At 43.2% G+C, this 19265-nt stretch carries 14 protein-coding genes, 1 tRNA gene and 1 pseudogene; 7 read left to right on the forward strand and 9 right to left on the reverse strand.

Annotation, left to right across the window (positions count from 1 at the left end; translation table 11 throughout):
• Positions 1–411: 411 nt before the first annotated feature.
• The gene (locus R7M92_RS08190) at positions 412–1869 is read left to right on the forward strand and encodes a DUF3360 domain-containing protein (RefSeq protein WP_025768982.1); all 1458 of its coding nucleotides are present in this window, start codon (positions 412–414) and stop codon (positions 1867–1869) included.
• Positions 1870–2000: 131 nt separating this feature from the next.
• Here the strand turns inward: R7M92_RS08190 and trpB are convergent, their stop codons facing one another.
• The 4 genes and pseudogenes from trpB to R7M92_RS08210 form a co-directional block, all read right to left on the reverse strand.
• Complete coding sequence (trpB, locus tag R7M92_RS08195) at positions 2001–3224, reverse strand: tryptophan synthase subunit beta (RefSeq protein WP_213871188.1); 1224 nt, start codon at positions 3222–3224, stop codon at positions 2001–2003.
• Between the two features lie 400 nt (positions 3225–3624).
• Positions 3625–3822: pseudogene (locus R7M92_RS08200) on the reverse strand (hypothetical protein); the annotation flags it as partial.
• A gap of 375 nt (positions 3823–4197) precedes the next feature.
• Positions 4198–4410 carry a cold-shock protein gene (locus R7M92_RS08205; protein ID WP_005375644.1) on the reverse strand — a complete coding sequence of 71 codons (213 nt, stop codon included), beginning with the start codon at positions 4408–4410 and terminating at the stop codon, positions 4198–4200.
• Positions 4411–4717: 307 nt separating this feature from the next.
• Entirely contained in the window at positions 4718–4966 is a 249-nt protein-coding gene (locus R7M92_RS08210) for a hypothetical protein (protein WP_005375646.1), read from the reverse strand.
• Between the two features lie 289 nt (positions 4967–5255).
• On the opposite strand from R7M92_RS08210, the gene pcp reads away from it, so the two are divergent.
• The 4 genes from pcp to R7M92_RS08230 all read left to right on the forward strand — a co-directional run bounded on the left by pcp (position 5256) and on the right by R7M92_RS08230 (position 8869).
• A complete protein-coding gene (gene pcp, locus R7M92_RS08215) occupies positions 5256–5894 on the forward strand; it encodes a pyroglutamyl-peptidase I (protein WP_213910307.1) in 639 nt (212 codons plus the stop codon).
• A 198-nt stretch (positions 5895–6092) separates the two neighbouring features.
• Complete coding sequence (locus R7M92_RS08220) at positions 6093–6356, forward strand: hypothetical protein (protein WP_005375648.1); 264 nt, start codon at positions 6093–6095, stop codon at positions 6354–6356.
• Positions 6357–6419: 63 nt separating this feature from the next.
• The gene (locus tag R7M92_RS08225; RefSeq protein ID WP_213893344.1) at positions 6420–7406 is read left to right on the forward strand and encodes a CobW family GTP-binding protein; all 987 of its coding nucleotides are present in this window, start codon (positions 6420–6422) and stop codon (positions 7404–7406) included.
• 170 nt (positions 7407–7576) lie between these two features.
• Positions 7577–8869 carry a DEAD/DEAH box helicase gene (locus tag R7M92_RS08230; RefSeq protein ID WP_025768979.1) on the forward strand — a complete coding sequence of 431 codons (1293 nt, stop codon included), beginning with the start codon at positions 7577–7579 and terminating at the stop codon, positions 8867–8869.
• Positions 8870–8933: 64 nt separating this feature from the next.
• Here the strand turns inward: R7M92_RS08230 and R7M92_RS08235 are convergent, their stop codons facing one another.
• The 3 genes from R7M92_RS08235 to R7M92_RS08245 form a co-directional block, all read right to left on the reverse strand.
• Positions 8934–11960 (reverse strand): DUF6701 domain-containing protein, encoded by a 3027-nt coding sequence (locus R7M92_RS08235; protein WP_318133103.1) that lies wholly within the window; start codon positions 11958–11960, stop codon positions 8934–8936.
• 306 nt (positions 11961–12266) lie between these two features.
• A complete protein-coding gene (locus tag R7M92_RS08240) occupies positions 12267–13106 on the reverse strand; it encodes an arginase (RefSeq protein ID WP_005375657.1) in 840 nt (279 codons plus the stop codon).
• 6 nt (positions 13107–13112) lie between these two features.
• Positions 13113–13847, reverse strand: coding sequence for an IclR family transcriptional regulator (locus tag R7M92_RS08245; protein ID WP_005386192.1), 735 nt, complete (start codon positions 13845–13847; stop codon positions 13113–13115).
• 348 nt (positions 13848–14195) lie between these two features.
• On the opposite strand from R7M92_RS08245, the gene R7M92_RS08250 reads away from it, so the two are divergent.
• Entirely contained in the window at positions 14196–15668 is a 1473-nt protein-coding gene (locus tag R7M92_RS08250; RefSeq protein ID WP_167415952.1) for an EAL domain-containing protein, read from the forward strand.
• Here R7M92_RS08250 and modF read toward each other — a convergent pair.
• Positions 15656–17110: a molybdate ABC transporter ATP-binding protein ModF gene (modF, locus tag R7M92_RS08255; protein ID WP_318133105.1), complete on the reverse strand. Its 1455-nt coding sequence runs from the start codon at positions 17108–17110 to the stop codon at positions 15656–15658. The two genes, R7M92_RS08250 and modF, sit on opposite strands and share 13 nt — an antisense overlap.
• Before the next feature lie 285 nt (positions 17111–17395).
• Between modF and R7M92_RS08260 the strand changes: the two genes are divergently transcribed.
• Positions 17396–18946, forward strand: a complete 1551-nt coding sequence (locus R7M92_RS08260; RefSeq protein ID WP_213916936.1) for a PAS domain-containing methyl-accepting chemotaxis protein — start codon at positions 17396–17398, stop codon at positions 18944–18946.
• A 161-nt stretch (positions 18947–19107) separates the two neighbouring features.
• Here R7M92_RS08260 and R7M92_RS08265 read toward each other — a convergent pair.
• Positions 19108–19198 (reverse strand) — tRNA-Ser (locus tag R7M92_RS08265).
• Positions 19199–19265 lie beyond the last annotated feature (67 nt).

Raw genomic sequence — 19265 nt, forward strand, 5'->3', positions numbered from 1 at the left:
GGCCTTACTCATTAAAGGGCGGAGTTTAACAAAGTATACAATGCAGAGATATCTATAGTTACTTTGCGATGGATGCGAGCACAGTGATCTCTACCTTGAAAGTATAAATCGGAATTGGCCGTTCTACTTGGCTCTCTGCTCAAAAATGACTCATAAAAGTTCAAGCGCCCTAGTTCGATGTTAAATTATTGTGTAATAAGTGAGATTTTTGTTGTTTTTTTACTAATGTCTAATATTCCTACCCATAGCAACACATGCTTAATAAGCTCAAAATCAAAATTGGTTCATGCCGCTTTCTTAGTATGGCCTAGAAGTTTGATGTGGGTGTTGTCTCGTATTGGTCGAAGGCCTGTCTACCAAGCGAAACTCTAGTTGACGTAGTTCAACGTTGAAACATAAAAGGATGACTCAATGTCTGACAAAAGTAAGACTTTTTACAGGGATGTGCGCAAAAAACCGCATGAATTTGAAAACCGAGAAGACTTTCTAAATCATGATTTAACCGTCATGAGTTTCCGTCGCTGGGGAATTCATTTGCCCTCACGTGATTACAGTATTGAAATCGAAGACTGGGTACCGGCATTAGCAGCAACCATTGGTAAAGTGGTTATGGTCACTGCCATGGTTTCCGCTTTTTCTGCTCAGTTTGGTTTATCTCCGGAATTCATTGCAGAAAACGTGCGTTACGAATTACTTATCGCTGGAGCCCTGTTCGTCATCCTGTTTTCTGCCATCCTAAACCCGAATGCAAACTTAGCGGGAACCCATGGCCCAATGATACCGCTGATTCCTATGATTGCAGCTGCAGGAGGGCACCCTCTCGCGCTAGGTTTGATGGTATGTGTTTTTGGGTTAATTCTCGCCTTAACCAAAGGTGGCTCTAAACTCATGACTCTGACTGGTATCGGGGTTCGAGGAGGGTTGTTGATCTACCTTGGTGCTGTTGGGTTGCTCGGGCAAATTAATAAGACGGAAGCGTGGGCTGCAAGTACGGACCAAGGTTACATTTCGTTTGTGGTCATAGGCCTAACCGTTATGGTTTACGCTTACTTAGCCAAGATCAATAAACGTTGGCTCGCTATCCCATTGTGCTCTGCACTCGCGGGTATTGTTGCTTATTTGATGGGCGCTGAGTTTGCTTTTACCACAGAGCCGGGCCTGCCTAATTTCAGTCCATTCTACTGGTGGGGGGAAGATACAGGCTGGCAGCTAGGCTGGCCAACCCTAGAGCACTTTATTGCCGTGACTCCATTTGCTCTACTGGCAGTCGCTATGTGGTCCCCTGATTATCTCGGCCATCGTGTGTTTCAAGAACTTAACTACCCAAAAGAAGCGAAAGGTGTACTCATGGATGTCGACGACACGATGGTCGGAGCATCTGTTCGTCAGGGGGTTGGTTCACTCTTAGGGGGCGGAAACCTAGCTTCTTCTTGGGGAACGTACATGATTCCTGCCGCAATTGCCAAGCGTCCTATTCCAGGTGGCGCTCTGTTGACGGGTTTCATGTGTATTGCGGCGGCGGTAATTGGCTACCCAATGGATCTAGCAATGTGGGAACCTGTTCTGCGCGTTGCTTTGATTGTGGGTGTATTCTTACCACTCCTTGAAGCGGGTATGCAGATGATCCATAAGCATAAAGATTCACTCAGTGCAGGTATCTGTATTTTTGCCTGTGCATTCGTTAATCCAGTCTTCGGTTGGGCAATCACGATGCTGTTGGATAACCTCGGGCTTATCGGCGACCATGAGCGTGCTAACGAACTATCGCGCAAAGATAAATATCTGATTCCTGGCACTGCGTTTATCGTTTGTGCAGGCTCCCTTGCTATTGTTGGTCAGCTTCCAGGCATTCCAGCTCTTATCGGTTAATCGAATTATGCTCTAAAGGTATAGTGAGAGCAGTGAGTAAAGGGACTTGCTTCTTAAAATAGTAGACAAAAACAAAAAGCTACCTAGTACCAGGTAGCTTTTTGCATGTAGGGTTAGGCTACGGAGTTAGGCTATATGAGTGATTCAATGCCGTATTTTGCGCCGTAGTGTTCAACGACAAAATCAATGTCTTTGTCACCACGGCCTGATAAGTTGATCAAAATCGAGCCGGTTTCTCCTTGCTGTGCGAGTTTAATTGCGTAAGCGACAGCGTGTGAGGATTCAATAGCAGGGATTATTCCCTCTTCACGAGACAGCTCAAAGAAGGCATCAATCGCTTCGTCATCACTGATTGAGCCGTAATTGACACGGCCAATGTCTTTTAAGTAACTATGCTGAGGCCCAACCGATGGGTAATCCAAGCCACTTGCTACAGAGTACACTTCCTGAGGTTCGCCTTGCGCATCTTTAAGCATGTAAGACTTAAATCCGTGCATGATACCTGGCTCACCGAGTGTGAGTGTTGCAGCATGCTCGCCAACCTTTTGCAAAGAGCGGCCCGCAGGTTCAACGCCGTGAATGGCGACTTGTTCATCCTCTAAGAAAGCAGTAAATAGCCCCATCGCGTTAGAACCACCTCCAACGCATGCGACGAGATTATTGGGTAACTTGCCGGTCATTTCTTTGAATTGAACTCGTGCTTCGTTACCGATAATTGATTGGAAATCTCGTACCATTTTAGGGAATGGGTGAGGGCCAACGACAGAGCCTATCGCATAAAGTTGTGTATCAGGATCTTTCAGATAAGCTTCGAATGCAGAATCTACCGCTTCTTTGAGGGTTTTGCGCCCATGAGTGGCAGGAATGACATTAGCACCAAGGATTCTCATGCGGACGACATTCGGATGCTCTTTGGCGATATCAACTTCACCCATGTAAATATCGCATTTCAAGCCAACCAATGCCGCGGCTGTAGCAAGCGCAACACCGTGTTGTCCTGCGCCAGTTTCAGCAATCAGTTTCTTCTTACCCATCTTTTTAGCGAGAATGGCTTCCCCTAAGCAGTGGTTAATTTTATGTGCGCCTGTATGGTTTAAGTCTTCGCGCTTTAGGTAGATGTCTGCTCCGTATTTTTTAGACAAGTTTTCCGCATGGAAGATTGGGCTAGGTCGTCCAACAAAGTGCTTATACAGACGAGCGAGTTCCGCTTTAAATTCAGGATCTTTGCTGCATTCCTCATAAGCTGCGTTGATGTTATGCATGATTTGTTCAAGCTCAGGTGGAACAAAGCTACCACCGTATTCACCAAAGTATCCTTCTTCGTTGGGCATAGTGAGATCAAACGAGTTTTTCATTATTTACATCCTAGTTAACGAAAGTATTGATACTTTTATACCCAAAATTTGGAAGAGGTTGTGTGATCAGTTGCTTAAATAACAATTGTCGATCTAGTGAACTAGTTAAAAAGTACAGCTTGTGTAGGGGATAATAGTTGTGATGTAGAATCAGGTGGTTTGAATAGGTGCAAAAAAGCCTCGAGAGATCCTAGGCTGTCATAAGAACCTCTCGAGGCAAACTGAGTGCTGGAAATACACTCTGCGATGGTGTCTGGAAACAAAAATTAGATTCGTTTCCTTTGTCAGATATTAGGGTTTTAGAATGAGTCGATGTCAGCGAAATGTCACAAGTTAACTGCGGTATTAAAAGCTTATTTTTTATTTTTGATTAATGGATTAGAAAGTAACCTAAAACAGGCTAACCTACCGCGTGTTCCGCGTCTTTTAAGTTGAACATGATCTTTCTTTGTCTCGAATCGGCGTCTTTAACCAACACGTGCACTTTGGTCCCTAAAGTAAACGTGGCGCTCTGGCTGGAAATTTTTTGTTTGACTGCATCAAATTCGAACTCACCATTTTGGAAACTTGATAAAGGAATGAGACCTTCGATTCGGTTCCTCTAACTCAACGTCTCAGCTAGGGATTATGTCCTCGTAGTTATTAGAATTTATTGATTGAGCAGATATATTTAATTTCATTTTTTCTCTTATATTCGCCAATCGCTTTTATTTTATAAACTTTATTTTTATGAGCAAAGCATGAGGCGAAGTGATTCAGATATGAATGAGATTAATTTAGTTCCAAACTGGAATTGCAAGGTAGGCCGTGTGATTACCTAAAGATGTATACCAAAGTGACTTTATTGAAAGTGATTAATGATGGTGTGGGAGAGGTAAGTGATTTGGGTATATAAACTTAGATAGAGAATAGTAAGGGCAGTAATAAGTGGAAGGGGATTGTGGCACCAACAACATTGATGCCACACAAAGAATTACAGTGCAGTTACTTCAGCTGCTTGTAGACCTTTGTTACCTTGTTCAACAACGAACGATACTTTTTGGCCTTCAGTAAGAGTTTTGAAGCCTTCAGAAACAATAGAACGGAAGTGAACGAATACGTCATCACCGCCATTGTCTTGAGAAATAAAACCAAAACCTTTAGTTTCGTTGAACCATTTTACTGAACCAGTTAATTTATTAGACATAGATACCTCTATATTTGATTGTTTTAAATATTGAATTTTTAGCTAATATCAAGTGCTACTATATGATTTTAGAGATAACTATTTTGTCGCAGGAACGTAAACGAGGAATTCGATGTGGAACTGAGAGAAACTTTGATCTTTAATTACATTAATAGCTCTTTCCGTAAGAGCTGATGTGCAGTATACCGACAAAATTAATAAAGGCTAGCCTTTTCTTTTTTATTTTTTTGAGTACACCAAGCGCATTGCTTTCAAAGCATACGCTTGGTGTATAAGACGGCGTGATGTTATAGGTGGCGTCGAGCGCTTAGTGTTTTCTGGTTGGGCCGTTACGAACGATGTCTTTACCATTGTCATATACGTGCTGCGAAACCCAGCGGCCAAGGAGCAATTGGTGCTTTTCTCCTAATACGGCAACAAATGGACGGCCATCGGTATTAGAGGTGGCTAGCGCAACGCCAGTGACACCTTCAAGACCCAGAGCGCCGCTTTCTACTAAATGCAGAAATGCCTCTAACTCTTCAATCGTTTCGATTACATGGTTATCAATATTCATTGTATTCAATCTCTTCGAATTGCATTGCGGTCGCGTACTCTACCTAAGTTAAGCGTGGAAACCAAGCTTCTACGTGCGTCATGTAATGAGAGAACCTTGCCCTGCCACTAATCATCAATAAGTTAGTCTCGATAGTCCGGAACTTGCCTAGATTCAATGAGGCAGAAAACACTCTCTGGTTAGACATGAGTCACATAATGTTGTCTGGTTTATCTCATCAATACTTTTGCTATTGGATGGGGTGAAGGGGAGTGCAATAATTTGTAAAACTCTTTTCCTAAAGGCTGTTATGAAGAAAGTCCTGATTACCGGTTTTGAACCTTTTGGTGGTGACGCCATTAACCCCGCCTTAGAAGCGGTCAAGCAATTAGAGGCTGCGGCCATAAAAGGCGGTGTGATAGTTACTTGCCCAGTCCCCGTAGTTCGATATGACTCGGTGAAAGTCGTTATTGAAGCAATAGAAGCGCACCAGCCAGACTGTGTAATTACTGTAGGGCAAGCGGCCGGGCGTAGCGCGATAACCCCAGAACGTGTCGCAATTAATGTCGATGATTTTCGTATTCCAGATAACGTTGGTTATCAACCGATTGATGAACCCGTGGTGGCTGATGGTCCTGATGCTTACTTCTCGACACTACCGATAAAGCGTGTTGTGCAAACATTGCAAACGCAGGGTATACCTAGCCAGATTTCCAACAGTGCTGGAACATTTGTATGTAACCATCTCTTTTATGGGATCCAACATTACTTGAAAGACAATCCGATTCGTCACGGGTTTGTTCATATTCCATTATTGCCAGAACAAGCAGCAGATGGCAGTCAGCCTTCTATGTCTTTGGACATGATAGTCGAAGGGCTAAAGCTGGTGGCGCAAGTTTGTATTGCCAATGATAACGATATCCTGGTAAGCGGTGGAACGATTTGCTAGTAAGTGTTTTAAAGTCCAGTAAGTATCTGAAAGATAATAATAAGCTCGTCGTTTGATGTTGTAGTAAATGTTAGCTTTGTCAAATTTCACAAGTAGCGAAAGGAGTAGCATTGAATAGTCAGGTTGGATGTTGTTCAAACTGACATTCCTCTAGTACAGGAGGTGTTAGGGGGCTAACTTTACGAAAGGCGAGTTATTATGAAAAGCAACAAAAGTAAGTCAATCGCACTTATCTCTGTCGTTGTTTTCGCGTTGGCTATTGCTGCGCTTAAATTCGAAAACACGCTCGGAGTTCTTCCCATCGTAGTCGCTATTATCGCGTTTTTTACTTGCGTTATTTATACCAGTAGATACCTGTCTGATATGAAGCGTTCAGAGTTGATAAGTCAACCCAAACAAGCTCGAAAAATGTGTTCCAACGCATCACGCAATGAGCTTGATGCGTGCGATAAAAAGCGTTGAAGCGAGTCACATTCTCCGTATACTTTGCTGGAGCATTAATGCACTAACGTGTCGGAGATAAGCATGTCAAATCGAGTACCAACCAACATACTGACCGGATTTTTGGGTGTCGGTAAAACGACCACGATTTTAAATCTACTGAAGAACAAACCGGAAAAAGAAAACTGGGCGGTTTTGGTCAATGAATTTGGTGAGATTGGCATCGACGGTGCATTGATGACCGACCAAGGCGTGTTGATTAAAGAAGTGCCGGGTGGTTGTATGTGCTGCACTGCGGGTGTGCCGATGTCGGTAGGTATCACCGCATTATTGCGTCAAAAACCGGACCGTTTATTGATTGAGCCGACAGGCCTTGGTCATCCAAAACAGGTTATCGCGACGCTTACCTCACAGCAGTATGAACCTTACGTTGATCTTAAAGCGACGATTGCCTTGGTTGATCCGCGTAACTTAAGTGATGAAAAGTATCTTTCTAACCAAAACTTCGTGGACCAGTTAGACAGTGCAGATGTGGTTATTGGTAGTAAGGTTGACCTATGTTCCAGCCACGACCTTGATGTGTTTAATGACTGGGTGACGGACCAATCCCCTTCAAAAGTATTCAGTAAGCTTATTCATGACGGTGAGTTGCCGATAGAAGTCTTGGATATTGAGCGGGTTTACGGCAGCGCTTCTTCCCATATCGAGTCACATCATCATGACCATGCTCACCAAGAGCCTCAATTCCAGTTGGCGCCTGGTGAAGCCTTTGTGCGCAAAGAGAACAAAGGGCAGGGTTATTTTAGTTGTGGGTGGTTGTTTGGGGCAGAGTATAAGTTTGATTTTGAAAAGCTTTTCTCTATGCTGTCGGACTTGACCGCAGAGCGTGTTAAAGCAGTGGTCAATACGGATCAAGGTTGTTACGCGTTTAATGTTGCCAACCGAGTCGTGTCGGTGAATGAAATCAGCTTAGAAGGCTTTGAATCACGATTAGAAGTGATAGATTCTCAGCTGTTGCCATGGGATGAGCTTGAGCGAATTCTCCTTCAGTTATCTGGCATCAAACATTAAATCGCGCAAAGGTTAAACGAAAACGGTGAACCACTAATATATCTGTGCTCACCGTTTTTTCTTTTGTAGGATTTCAATGAGAAAAGTGAGATAAATCACTCAAATTCGGGTATAGTGCACGGCTAAATTTTTAAAGCTATTTTTAGTGGTTTGTTTAAGGAATACGCTCAATGTCATTTTCATCTCAAGGTTTTGCGCCAGAAGTGGTTAAAGCACTGGCAGAATGCGGTTATGAAAAGTTAACGCCAATTCAACAGAAGGCGATTCCAATGGCTCGCAAAGGCCATGATATTTTCGCTACAGCACAAACAGGTACTGGTAAAACGGCTGCGTTTTCTCTGCCTATGATTCAGCAGTTGCTAGACAGTAACCGTAGCGCTTCTCGTAAGACTGCTCGCGCACTTATCTTGGCTCCAACTCGTGAGCTTGCTGAACAAATTGCTGACAACATCAAAGCTTACACGAAGTACACGAACCTGTCGGTGGCTGCGATTTTCGGTGGCCGTAAAATGTCTTCTCAAGTAACGGCATTAGAAAACGGTGTAGATATCCTAGTGGCTACACCTGGTCGATTGGAAGAGCACATTGAACAAGGTAATGTCTCGGTCGCACACTTAGAGTTTTTAGTGTTTGATGAAGCAGACCGTATCTTGGACATGGGCTTTATTCACGCAGTACGTAAGATCATGCTAGATGTGGATACTGATCCGCAAATTATGATGTTTTCCGCAACGACTTCGAGCCAACTAAATCTGTTAGCAAAAGATATCCTGCGTAAGCCTAAGCGTATTGAAGTTGAGCGAGCGAATACGACAGCACAGACAGTTGCTCACGTGTTATATCCAGTTGATCAAGAGCGAAAAACGGAACTGCTTTCGGAGCTGATTGGTCGTAAGAACTGGAAACAAGTGTTGGTATTTGTGAACTACAAAGAGACCGCAAACGACGTTGTAAAAGAGTTGAAACTTGATGGTATCAAAGCGGTGGTTTGTCATGGTGACCGTGCTCAAAGTGCTCGTCGTCGTGCGTTAGAAGAGTTCAAGTCCGGTAAAGCACGTGTCATGGTGGCTACCGATGTCGCTGCTCGAGGTCTAGATATTGAAGATTTACCTCACGTTGTGAACTATGACATGCCTTTCCTAGCGGAAGATTACGTTCACCGAATTGGCCGTACAGGCCGTGCAGGTAAACAAGGCCATGCCGTTTCATTTGTAAACCGAGATGAAGAGCTCACGGTTGTTCAGGTTGAAAATCTAATCCAGCAGCGAATTCGCCGTATCGAGCTTGCAGGCTATGAACCAAAACAGCGTGAATCTTACATTGAAAAGCTGCACTCAAAACCAGCATTCAAGAATCGTCAAGGTCGTCGTAATAACCCGAACCAGTCGGCAACAGACCAAGGGTCGGCAGAGCGTCGTCTTGCTATGGTGAAGCGCCTGAAAGCGCGTCGTGGCGCAAAGTAAATTACACAGTCTGTGTGAAAAGAGCCCCTCAATTGAGGGGCTTTTTTTGTTTTGTCGTTTCGCGTTAATTTAGGCCAAGCATATTGGGCTCACCACGATAAATAATGCGATCGTTTCCTCGGTGAATACCAAACGTAACAATGACGGGTGGGTTTTCCTCTTCACTTGTAGAGCGATCCCAATCGTATTTCAGCCAAGGGATGCGATTGCCTGAGCTGTCTAAATCTAGGTGGAATTGTATTTGCTCGCGCGCTGAGTCAATTTGGCTTGCAACGATATCGGTTATCCTGCCAATACTCATCGTTCCAACGCCAGAAAGCAGGGCGTTGTTTGCTGGCGCATGAGACCAAATTGGCGTGCTGAAGTAATATTCACCATTCGCCGTTGTTGAGCTGTCATCGAAGTTAGTTGTAAATCGACCGTTTTGCCAAATTTCCACATCAAGTGGCACTTTGATCACCATGCCTTGGTTGCCACCTACATCTTGAAAGTTCAAACGACCGAATCGAATGTCTGGTTGTTTTGTGAGCACTTCGCTATCGTCGAAGAAGTTTACCTCATCAACGGCTTTTACTGAGACTAAACCTATTTGGCTGATATCACTATTAGTCTCGGTATTGAATGGACCATCAGGATATTGCTTATCTGTCGTGTTCTTTTTCCAGCATGGGCTATTGTTACAAGTCGCATTGGTCGAGGGCTTCTCTATAACAAACGTTCCAACACTCGCGCTACCCAGTAGTTTCCAGTCTACCTTCTTAGGCTTAGGCGGCAAAAACCGATCGGAGTATGAGCTTAGCTCGCCTAAATCGAAATGTTGTTGAAGGTTAGACGAAAAGTGGACGTAATTCTTCACGTTTTCCTTATTCGCATTGAGTGCGACAACATCGTAAGTGACTTTCTCAAAAGGTTGATTCATGTAAGTAAAAGTTTGGCCATGTGGGTAGTGCCATTCTTGGTCTTGCACTTGAAAATATTTTGGGTAAAAACGACCAACGTAACGATAGCCTTCGTTCACAGTCATACCTAGATATTTACTTTCTAGGTTTGCTTTTACTCTCAAGCTCCCGACTTCTTCCCAATATAATCCATTAAAGACGAATTGATCATTCTTGGCTGAATTATGCGCCTGAGCCAGTGAGTCACTACTTTTTAGCAATTTTGAGGTTTGGTTCGTTGTCTCTGATGGCGTATGTTGTTCACTCGACAAGACAACCGATGCTGCTGGAGCGTCATCAAGCATAAAATTACGGGTGATAGAAGCATCACAATAGCGTGCTGATTCAACAGACCCACTTACAGAGCCGTCAGGTTGCCAAATGATTGGTTTCACTGTTAGAGAGAAAAGTTCTCCAGCAGCGATAAACCCATCTCCCTGTTTAGAGGTACCAGAAGGCAAAGCACGTTGGTTGTCACAGATAGCCAGTGTCCATGGTCGCGAGTGCACATTAAATGTTCCTTTCACTTCCACTTTGCCTTCTTCTGGGCACTCTTCAAATCCCTCACATTCAAAATGATCGGACAATGTCACTTCAAATATGCCGGATTCGTTCGTGATAAGGCCATGTTCAGACAAGCCACCTTCAAATTCTGCTGAATAGCTAAAGTTTCCTTCACTTCCTCCTAATGGTTGAACCAATGGATGAAAAACCTTAGGAGTACCATTGTAGTTGCTTGCGACTACAGGTTCGCCGGTGGAAGCACAAGCAAGCAATCGCGTATGCACGTTTTCTGGTTTACCTGCAATAACGCGTATTTCATTTAAAGTGGCGCTTTTCGTCTTTGAGTAGGCCTCAAACATAAATGGCGTAAACATAAAGCTAACCGTTTGATGTTTGCTGGTGTCTTCTGCCATAGTGAAAGTCAGCGTGTAGTTAGTACCTAACGCGATGGTATCAATATCGTTCGGGACCACTCGAACAACGAGCTCACCATTGTCGTCAGACATAAATTGGTTTGCTTTTAATGTCTGCTGACCTTTGATCACCTCTAAAGTGAACAAGTCAGGGTGTGATAGGGCTGCACTGACTTCTGCGCTTACAACTTCTCCATTATTGGTTGTCATTGCTGTAAATTGCGGAAGATCGTCGCCGCACATCAGTGCCATGTCGTCCGATGGTGTGACGCTGAGGTTTAAGTCGTTCTCCGATGGAGGCTGCATGCTGCAATTCGGAACATCTTGAGGGGTGATTGGACAGATTTGGGAAGAGTAGTGACAATCAGCCTGGTCAAATCCACAGTATTGCGTGTATGTGTTGTCTTGTGCTTTCGTTTGTGCACTTCCTGGCGCTTGTTGGATTTCACCACAAACTTGACTAGGCTGATTTGGAGCGTTGTTGAAGTTCAATGTTTGGAAGTATTTAATTGCTGCGGTGGAACTATAGAATGAGCCACTTAATGTAGCTGACGATCCTACAGATTCAGCCGTACCATAGATCGACATATCTTTTATAATCAGAGAGTTGTGCGCAGAAACATCACCGACGACAAAATGGTCTTGTAAAGGATGGTTTGTTTTTAGGTGTAGTGTTTCGCCTTGTGATTCGACCTTACCACAGATGTTTGTATTAAGTATATTGGTCGTGCTGTGTGTCGAAATATCACCAATAATGGTGTTGTACGTTCCATCAATGTTAAGTGTCGAACCTGTTAGCTTAATATTCCCGTCTATGAGAATGTTATGCAGCTTTGTTGGGTATGCCGATAGAAGATCACCATAGATGACAGTGTGTTTGTTTTGGTAATCGTCGAGGTTTGATGCTTTCTCATTGTTAACCGTTAATCCGGTAGCGAGGGCGTGTAGAGAGATACGTTTATTGGGTTCACCAATCGTATTATTCCCCTCTAACACAATTCCATAATCTGCTTTTAACGTTATCTCTTTTTCCGGTAATGAGGAGACAATTTTATCACCCGCGGGTAGGACTAGTTTCCCTGTACAGCGATAAGTCGTGCCATCGCTTTCGATACTAAAACTCTTGTGTGAGCAAAGTTGACCTAACTCAGATAGATCTTTTACGTCATAGGTGGTGGCGTGTGAGGTTAGCGGTAAAAAAAGAACCGCAGTGAAAATACTGCAAAGACGCATCATCAAATGTCCTAATGAGTGGAACAAGATGGCATCAAGCGAGCGTGAGCAAATGCTCACTGAAATTGGAATAGCTGCGGTACTTTTTGTTTTGAAGCCGCTTAGTTATTGAACTTTGGTTGTTTTTTATTTCGTATGTCATACCAAAGTTTAGCGGCCTTATTACAACGTAAGTGTCAGGTTAGTTCAAGAGGCAAGTGTGATGTGTGTCGATTTATATGTGTAACTATTTGTTAGTTAAGGATAATAAGTAAGCATGTTGGTTCAGAATCAGGAAGGACGCGATCCTGATTCTGAATGTTTATAACGCTAGGCAGCGTGAACGATGAGTGGAGCCATCTGATATAACTCTTCTAGTATGGCTTTCGTTTGTCTCGAATAGACCAGGCAATCTCGATCGCCAACGAGCTGAATTGCTCTCACTTTACCTGCAACCAGACATTGCCTAATCGTGCGTAGAACCATTTGGATATCAATTTCTGACGCGCCATCAAGGCTGTTTTTGGTTTTTAGAGATCCAAGGTCGATACTAATGATTATTTGGTCGCAGTGGTCTAGGTAATTGCCGATCTGTTGCTTAACGTTATTACGATGACGAAAAGAAAACTCTTTCTCGGTCACCCAATCACAACCTTGATCTTCCGCGTATTCCCACGTTTCCTGCTTCGTCTCTTGTTCACTGACGCCAGCAAAAAACAATCGTACGTTTTGATAGCGAGAAAGAGCAAAATGGAATGCAGAGCCTAAGCGTGGCTCAAGTGTCGGTTTCAAGTTCATGTTATGCCCGATATTTACCACACCCACTTCGTCTCGATAGGACACGACCACAGGTAACATGGACAAGATTGCCTCGGTACAGTTAGTTACTAAAACAGGAATTGAGTGGCGAGAAAGCGAAAGGCTTAATGCTTCTTGAAACTCGCCATTCTCCAGTTTGTCGTGGTTGAAGTGCCCATAGTTCTCAGCGGTTTCATGATCATGTTGTTGGTAAAGCCAATCACTAGCATTTTCCAAACTTTGATCAGCTAATTCAAACGCGCCCTTAGACATGGGTGGCAAATACTCACACACTGTCATAAAAGAAAAAGGGTAATGCTGCGGCTGTTTCACGGTGTGGTGGAGTTTATAGCGTTTGAAAAAGCTTAACATGATGAATTACCTTTCTGGTGGTAGTGCCCTTGCCGCTTGCAGTACATGTAAAATAATGCGCTGCTTGTCCTTTTCGACTCGGTGGGCCGGAGCCATCACCGAGACTGCGCCAATCAGTTTGCTTCCTTTCATTACCGGTGCGCTAATACCTGACACACCAGGGTCAATCTCAGAAGTACTGACGGCATATCCGTGTTTACGGATGGTTGTGAGCTCTTTTTCCCACTCGTCGCGTCGGTGATCTTGATTAAAATATCTCAAGATTTTCTCGCATCGACTTTGAGGCATAAAAGCGAGCATCACTTTAGATGAGGCACCGCGCAGCAGAGGTTGACTTTGACCCTGGACGAAGCTGCAACGCAGCGCCTGCATACTTTCTTTCTGTCTGACACAAAGCGCACGATAACCAGCTGGTACCATATAAGCGGCCATTTCCCCGGTTTGTTGTACCAACCTAGCCAGTATGGTTTCGACCATGTCGAGCCCATGTTGCGCGGTCTCATAGCTGTGCATGAGTAATAATGCCGCCGGACCAACGACAAATGTCTTGTCGTGAACGCTTTCTTCGATCAAGTTCCACTCTTTAAGCAGTTTTAAGTGTCGGTAAAGGCTGCTTAAAGGAACGTTCAATTGTTCGCTTAGCGTTTTCGCAGAAACTGGGAACGGACTAACTGCAACTTGCATTAACAACTGCAGTGATTTTTCGTTTACCTGGTTAGCATTAGCTTTGTTTGTCGTCATGAGAGTGTTGTAACGTGTTGTAGGAGTTACGACAAATATAATTCTTAATCACTGAGAAAAGAAAAATAATTTTAATGGGTAATTCTTACATGATGAGAAACAGACAGGTAAAGACTTTCGCAAGTACCGATAGACATAACATGGTGTCGAATTAAAGTCTCAGGTTTGAGGCGCTTGATACTAAATTGGAACAGGAGTGAATAAGACATTGTTTAGTTTGCGGTATTACTCAGCGTTTCGCATACTGAGTTAATCCAAACAAATAATGTTAAAAAACGTGAGTTGCGAGCGGGTATCGGAATCGAGGTACCATCTCAGTAAATCGGTTTTATAAAAGGTTACTTTTATATGCTGAATAAGGCGATTTTTAAAAAAGCCATCATTTTTCTTCTGCCTATTCCCTTGGTTATTGGAGAAGTTTTGTATTTAGCTCGTGAAAGCGTGCAAAACAATCTTAATCATTTATTAGAAAAAAATGTGCAAATTGCAGATGAAATTTTATTCCAAATAGAGACAGAAAACCGCACGGCGCTGCTACACCCTGAACGATGTGAAGAGCTCCAGCAAAGCTTAATGTTTGAACGAGATATTGAAGAAATGCTCATTGTGAAAGAGGGAGTCATTACTTGTTCTTCGAAATTGGGAAGTATCTCTAAACCGTTAGCTGAGCACATCACCTTTCCTAAGGGACAAACGCTAGCGTTTGGTAGTGTTGATAGCTTGTACGATCTGTTCTTGCTTGTGGTAACGGAAGGAGAGCGGGGTTATCAAGCCGTAACGATTATCGATCATGACTACTTTAATGCGACAATAGGGTTTAACAACGATTTACGCCTAAAACGCTCTGCGCTGTTTATCCATGAGCAAGTTTCACCCGAAGGAGCATTAAGAGCGGGAAGTAATCCTATCGGTATCAAATCGTCGCAAATGTTTGAGTATGAAGCTTTGAGTGAAGCCAGCGATCTTTTCGTCAAACAGAGAACACTTTCCTATTTTTTGTACTCAATTCCAATTATTTTCGTGATCTACCTTTGTTTGTATGCGTTGAATAAATTTATTGATCCTCATCGCAACTTGATACTGGATCTTAAAAGAGCAATAAAAAGAGGAGAGTTGACCCTGTATTACCAACCGCAAGTTAACGTTGATACCGGCCAGTTATTCGGGTTTGAAGCGCTAGTGCGATGGGAGCATCAAAGTAAGGGGTTCATTTCTCCGGATGAGTTTGTCCCTGCGGCAGAGCAAAGTGGATTGGTTTTTTTACTTACTGATTTCGTTCTGGATAAAGCGGCAGAGGACTTCAGTAAATTAGGCTTTGATCAGCCTGTCCACCTTGGTATTAACGTGCCTCCTGGTTATTTAGTTGGACCAAACGCGATCAGAAAAATTCAATTGCTCGACAGACAGCTGAGCCGAAACAAAGTCTCATTAGGGGTTGAGATAACAGAGCGTCAGCTCATTGATTCAGAGGCGAGAAAATGCATTGCAGCGCTGCGAGTGCATGGTATTGATGTGCTGATCGATGATTTTGGAACTGGCCAAACCTCGTTAGCATTTCTACAGCACATGCGCATAGATTACTTAAAAATCGATAAGTGCTTTGTCGAAACCATTGGTATTCCTAGCCTTAGTGCTTCTGTCTTAAAAGCGATGGTTCACTTCGCGGAAGAATTACAAGTACAATTGATCGCTGAAGGCGTGGAAACCATAGCGCAAGCTGAACACTTAAAGCAGATGGGAGTGAGATATCATCAGGGATACCTGTACTCCAAACCATTACCCTATGAGCAGCTTGCGCAGCGAAGTCATTATGATTGGTAGACGTTAGCTCTGTAACACTGAGCATTTTCATCAAACACAAACTCTAACTCATTTTTGATGCTATCTAAGCGGTCTTCTTGGTAGTGAGACACATACAATAGTTGGCTTAAATTCTCTCTAGCGATGAGTTCAAGTGTGTTCTTAACTAACCGTCTACCCAAAAAATCTAACCCTTGATACGGCTCGTCCAAAATCAATAATGTGGGTTGTTTCACGATGGCTCTTGCAATCAGTAACAGTCGCTGCTGACCGTACTCTAATTGCTTAAATGAGGTTTTTTTGTACTGGCTCATATGTAAGATATCGAGCCACTCGTTTGCAATATCCATTTCTTTGCGAGTTGGCTGGTTATACAACCCAATCGAATCGTAAAATCCTGACAAAATGACTTCTAATGCGCTGCAATTGACTCGATATTGGAGGTGTAGCGCTGAAGACACCATACCGATATGCTGCTTAATTTCCCAGATTGTCTCGCCAGTACCACGCTTTTTACCAAAAATATCAATGTCATTGCTGTAGCATTGCGGATGATCGCCAAAGATCAATCCAAGTAAGGTACTCTTTCCACAACCATTTGGACCTTTGACCTGCCAATGTTGGCCCTTGTCTATGCGCCAGTTCAAGTCAGTAAAAATCTTCTTATCGGTGTATTCGACAGCCCCATTCTTTAGTTCAAATATTGGGTTGTTGAATGGCGTAGAGTGCTGATGCTGACGTATCAAGCTCATCATTTCGTCACTCTGTTGCTTTGACTGAGATTTAATTTGTCCAATGATTGGATGATTATCCCAACTGGACTTATCCATTGTACTATCAAGCTTTCCTGCACTGAAAAGCGCGATGCTATTGATCCACTCAGGCATGTCAGATTCGCGAGAGAAGGTTATGAGTAGTTGCACATTTTGAGAAAGCGAGTGTAAATAGCGAGCGAGAGCAGCTCGGTGCGCAATATCTAAGCCAGTAAATGGATTATCTAGTAATACTAAGTCAGGTTGTGTGGCTAAAGCTCGGGCGAGCATTACTCTTCTGGTTTCTCCGGTAGAGAGAACACGGAAGCCACTATCTTTAAGATGACTTAGGTCGAGATCATTAATTAGCTGTTCAGTTAAGTTGGTGTCTTGGCTCTGCTCTAGGATTAATGAATAAACAGTGCTCCCTTGGTCGATACGATCAAGAAAATCCGTATCATCCTTTTCTAATTCTCTTTCCAGTAATCGCTGTTGCTCTGATAACGACACTTGCGCAACGGACAGCCCATTTAGCTCAATTTCCCCACTATCTGGTGACATTTCATCACAAATAAGGTCTCCAAGCAGAGAGCCAATATCTCCATCCGCGCTGAATATCCCCCAAGACTGCTGAGTGTTAATTTTCCAATCGTCAATAAACAAGTGTGTCGTGTTTCTCTTAGCTGCAAGCTGACGAAAGTGAATAGTCATTGCGTTTGTCTTCCTTGTTTTCGTTTTAGTGGATTACTTATAACAATTTACGAACTCAGTACGGAAGCGCTTTTGTGTATTAATTTTGAACAGTGCTCAGTCTTGTGCATATTAACGAAGCCTTGTATTAGAGGATAAAAATGCGACTAGAGTCATTAAGTAACAAGTAAACTTGTCAATAATTTTGTTTTATTTTTGAATCAACCTATCATTATGCGTGTATATGTTATGCTGATAAATTCATATTTGCCGTTTGTTAATTAATCAATGTAAGGACACATGTTTATGAGTGAAACGGAATACGATTACCCCTCGAGTTACAGCCTAGTTTCCATTACCGATACCTCCAGTTACATCAAATATGCCAGTGAAAACTTTAATGAAGTCGCGGGGTTTGATGAAGGGGAGCTTATCGGTAAACCCCACAATGTTGTGCGTCATCCTGATATGCCAAAACAGGCTTTTAAAGATTTATGGACTCACCTGAAAACTGGCAAACACTGGATGGGAATGGTCAAAAATCGACGTAAAAACGGCGGCTATTATTGGGTTGACGCGTTTGCTTCTCCTATAAAATCTAATGGTGAAGTTGTGGAATACCAATCAGTGAGATTTAAACCTGAGCGTATACACATCCAGCGAGCGGAAAAAGCGTATTCGAAGCTTCGAAATAATCGTAAGCCGTGGAAAATGTATCTTCCTCGTACACGTTTGTGGATGAGATCGGCCTTCTTCCTTTTAATTTCAAACCTTATTGGCTTACTCATTCTACAAATGAATCAATCACCAGTGATAGCGTTTGGCGTTGTTGCGTTACTTTCCGTTTTCTCTATTTATGTATTAACCAGACCAGTTGAGAAGCTCGCTAAACAGGCTAGGCAAGACTTCAACAATCCACTCATGGAATATATTTATTGCGGAAGAATCAACGATCTGGCTGAGATTGAGCTGGGTATGAAGATGCGTAAGCAATTTGCCAATGCGCTACTGGGGCGCGTTGGCGTGTCTGTAAAAGACTCTTGCGAAGAAACGCGCGCAAGTGCTAATAGTGCTGCGACAAATAGCCAGCAAGTGACGGAGAACTTAAGCGCACAGAAAGTGGAGATTGACTCGGTCGCAACAGCGGTCAACGAGATGCAAGCCTCTTCATCTGAGATATCAAATAATGCTCAAGCGACCGCCGAGGCTACGTTAGAAGCGCAAAATACGATGATAGACAGCCGTAGCGTTATCGATAATGTTAACCAATCGGTTTTAGAGTTGGTTGATGAGCTCGGCGAAATATCTAAAGTGGTCATACGTTTGAACCAACAAACCGAGCAAATTGGAACCGTTGTTGAAGTCATCAACGGTATTGCCGAACAAACTAATTTATTAGCGTTGAACGCTGCAATTGAAGCCGCGAGGGCAGGCGAACAAGGCAGAGGGTTTGCCGTTGTAGCAGATGAAGTGAGAACCTTAGCTAAAAGAACTCAGGAATCGACAACAGAGATTAAATCGGCCATTGAAGGAATTCAAAATGGGAGCAAATCAGCGGTTTCTGCGTTAGAGAAAGGTAACGAAATGTCGACCGGAACGGTAACATTGTTAGGTACTGCTTTGGATAGCATTCAACAACTGGAATCCCTTGTTCAAGACGTTGTCGAACGAAACCAACAAATTGCGGTCGCGATAGAAGAGCAGGTTTATGTAACGGATGAAATAAATGAAAACATCCAGTCGCTTAATTTAAAGTACAGTGAATCGTATGAACTGATGACTGAAACGAATCATATGAACACCAAAGTGCAAAATTGTACCAATGACCTGTCTGAAATGATTAAGAAGTTTGCTTAAACTTTAGAAAATCGAAGTTAAAAGCCCGCTAAACATTAGCGGGCTTTTAACTGGAATATAGTGAAGTGCTGGATTCGTTTACGAGCGAGGATTTATAAATCTCGTTTTTGTAAGAGCTAAAACGAAGAAAGCTCGCAATAAATGCGAGCTCTCTAAATAGGTGGCGGAGAGATAGGGATTTGAACCCTAGATACGCTATTAACGTATGCCGGTTTTCAAGACCGGTGCTTTCAACCACTCAGCCATCTCTCCGTTGTGGGCGGTATAATAAGGAGCATAGCCCGACTTGTAAAGTGCTGAATTATAATAGAAGTACTGT

It is taken from the genome of Vibrio sp. Vb2880, from assembly GCF_033337975.1.
GTDB lineage: Bacteria > Pseudomonadota > Gammaproteobacteria > Enterobacterales > Vibrionaceae > Vibrio > Vibrio alginolyticus.

Excerpts from the sequence above, each read along its gene's own strand:
- modF (WP_318133105.1), bottom strand. The coding sequence starts at position 17,110 with ATGACTATTCACTTTCGTCAGCTTGCAGCTAAGAGAAACACGACACAC.
- R7M92_RS08210 (WP_005375646.1), bottom strand. The coding sequence starts at position 4,966 with ATGAATATTGATAACCATGTAATCGAAACGATTGAAGAGTTAGAGGCA.
- R7M92_RS08250 (WP_167415952.1), top strand. The coding sequence starts at position 14,196 with ATGCTGAATAAGGCGATTTTTAAAAAAGCCATCATTTTTCTTCTGCCT.
- R7M92_RS08230 (WP_025768979.1), top strand. The coding sequence starts at position 7,577 with ATGTCATTTTCATCTCAAGGTTTTGCGCCAGAAGTGGTTAAAGCACTG.
- R7M92_RS08260 (WP_213916936.1), top strand. The coding sequence starts at position 17,396 with ATGAGTGAAACGGAATACGATTACCCCTCGAGTTACAGCCTAGTTTCC.
- R7M92_RS08240 (WP_005375657.1), bottom strand. The coding sequence starts at position 13,106 with ATGTTAAGCTTTTTCAAACGCTATAAACTCCACCACACCGTGAAACAG.
- R7M92_RS08225 (WP_213893344.1), top strand. The coding sequence starts at position 6,420 with ATGTCAAATCGAGTACCAACCAACATACTGACCGGATTTTTGGGTGTC.
- R7M92_RS08190 (WP_025768982.1), top strand. The coding sequence starts at position 412 with ATGTCTGACAAAAGTAAGACTTTTTACAGGGATGTGCGCAAAAAACCG.
- pcp (WP_213910307.1), top strand. The coding sequence starts at position 5,256 with ATGAAGAAAGTCCTGATTACCGGTTTTGAACCTTTTGGTGGTGACGCC.
- R7M92_RS08245 (WP_005386192.1), bottom strand. The coding sequence starts at position 13,847 with ATGACGACAAACAAAGCTAATGCTAACCAGGTAAACGAAAAATCACTG.
- R7M92_RS08235 (WP_318133103.1), bottom strand. The coding sequence starts at position 11,960 with ATGATGCGTCTTTGCAGTATTTTCACTGCGGTTCTTTTTTTACCGCTA.
- trpB (WP_213871188.1), bottom strand. The coding sequence starts at position 3,224 with ATGAAAAACTCGTTTGATCTCACTATGCCCAACGAAGAAGGATACTTT.
- R7M92_RS08205 (WP_005375644.1), bottom strand. The coding sequence starts at position 4,410 with ATGTCTAATAAATTAACTGGTTCAGTAAAATGGTTCAACGAAACTAAA.
- R7M92_RS08220 (WP_005375648.1), top strand. The coding sequence starts at position 6,093 with ATGAAAAGCAACAAAAGTAAGTCAATCGCACTTATCTCTGTCGTTGTT.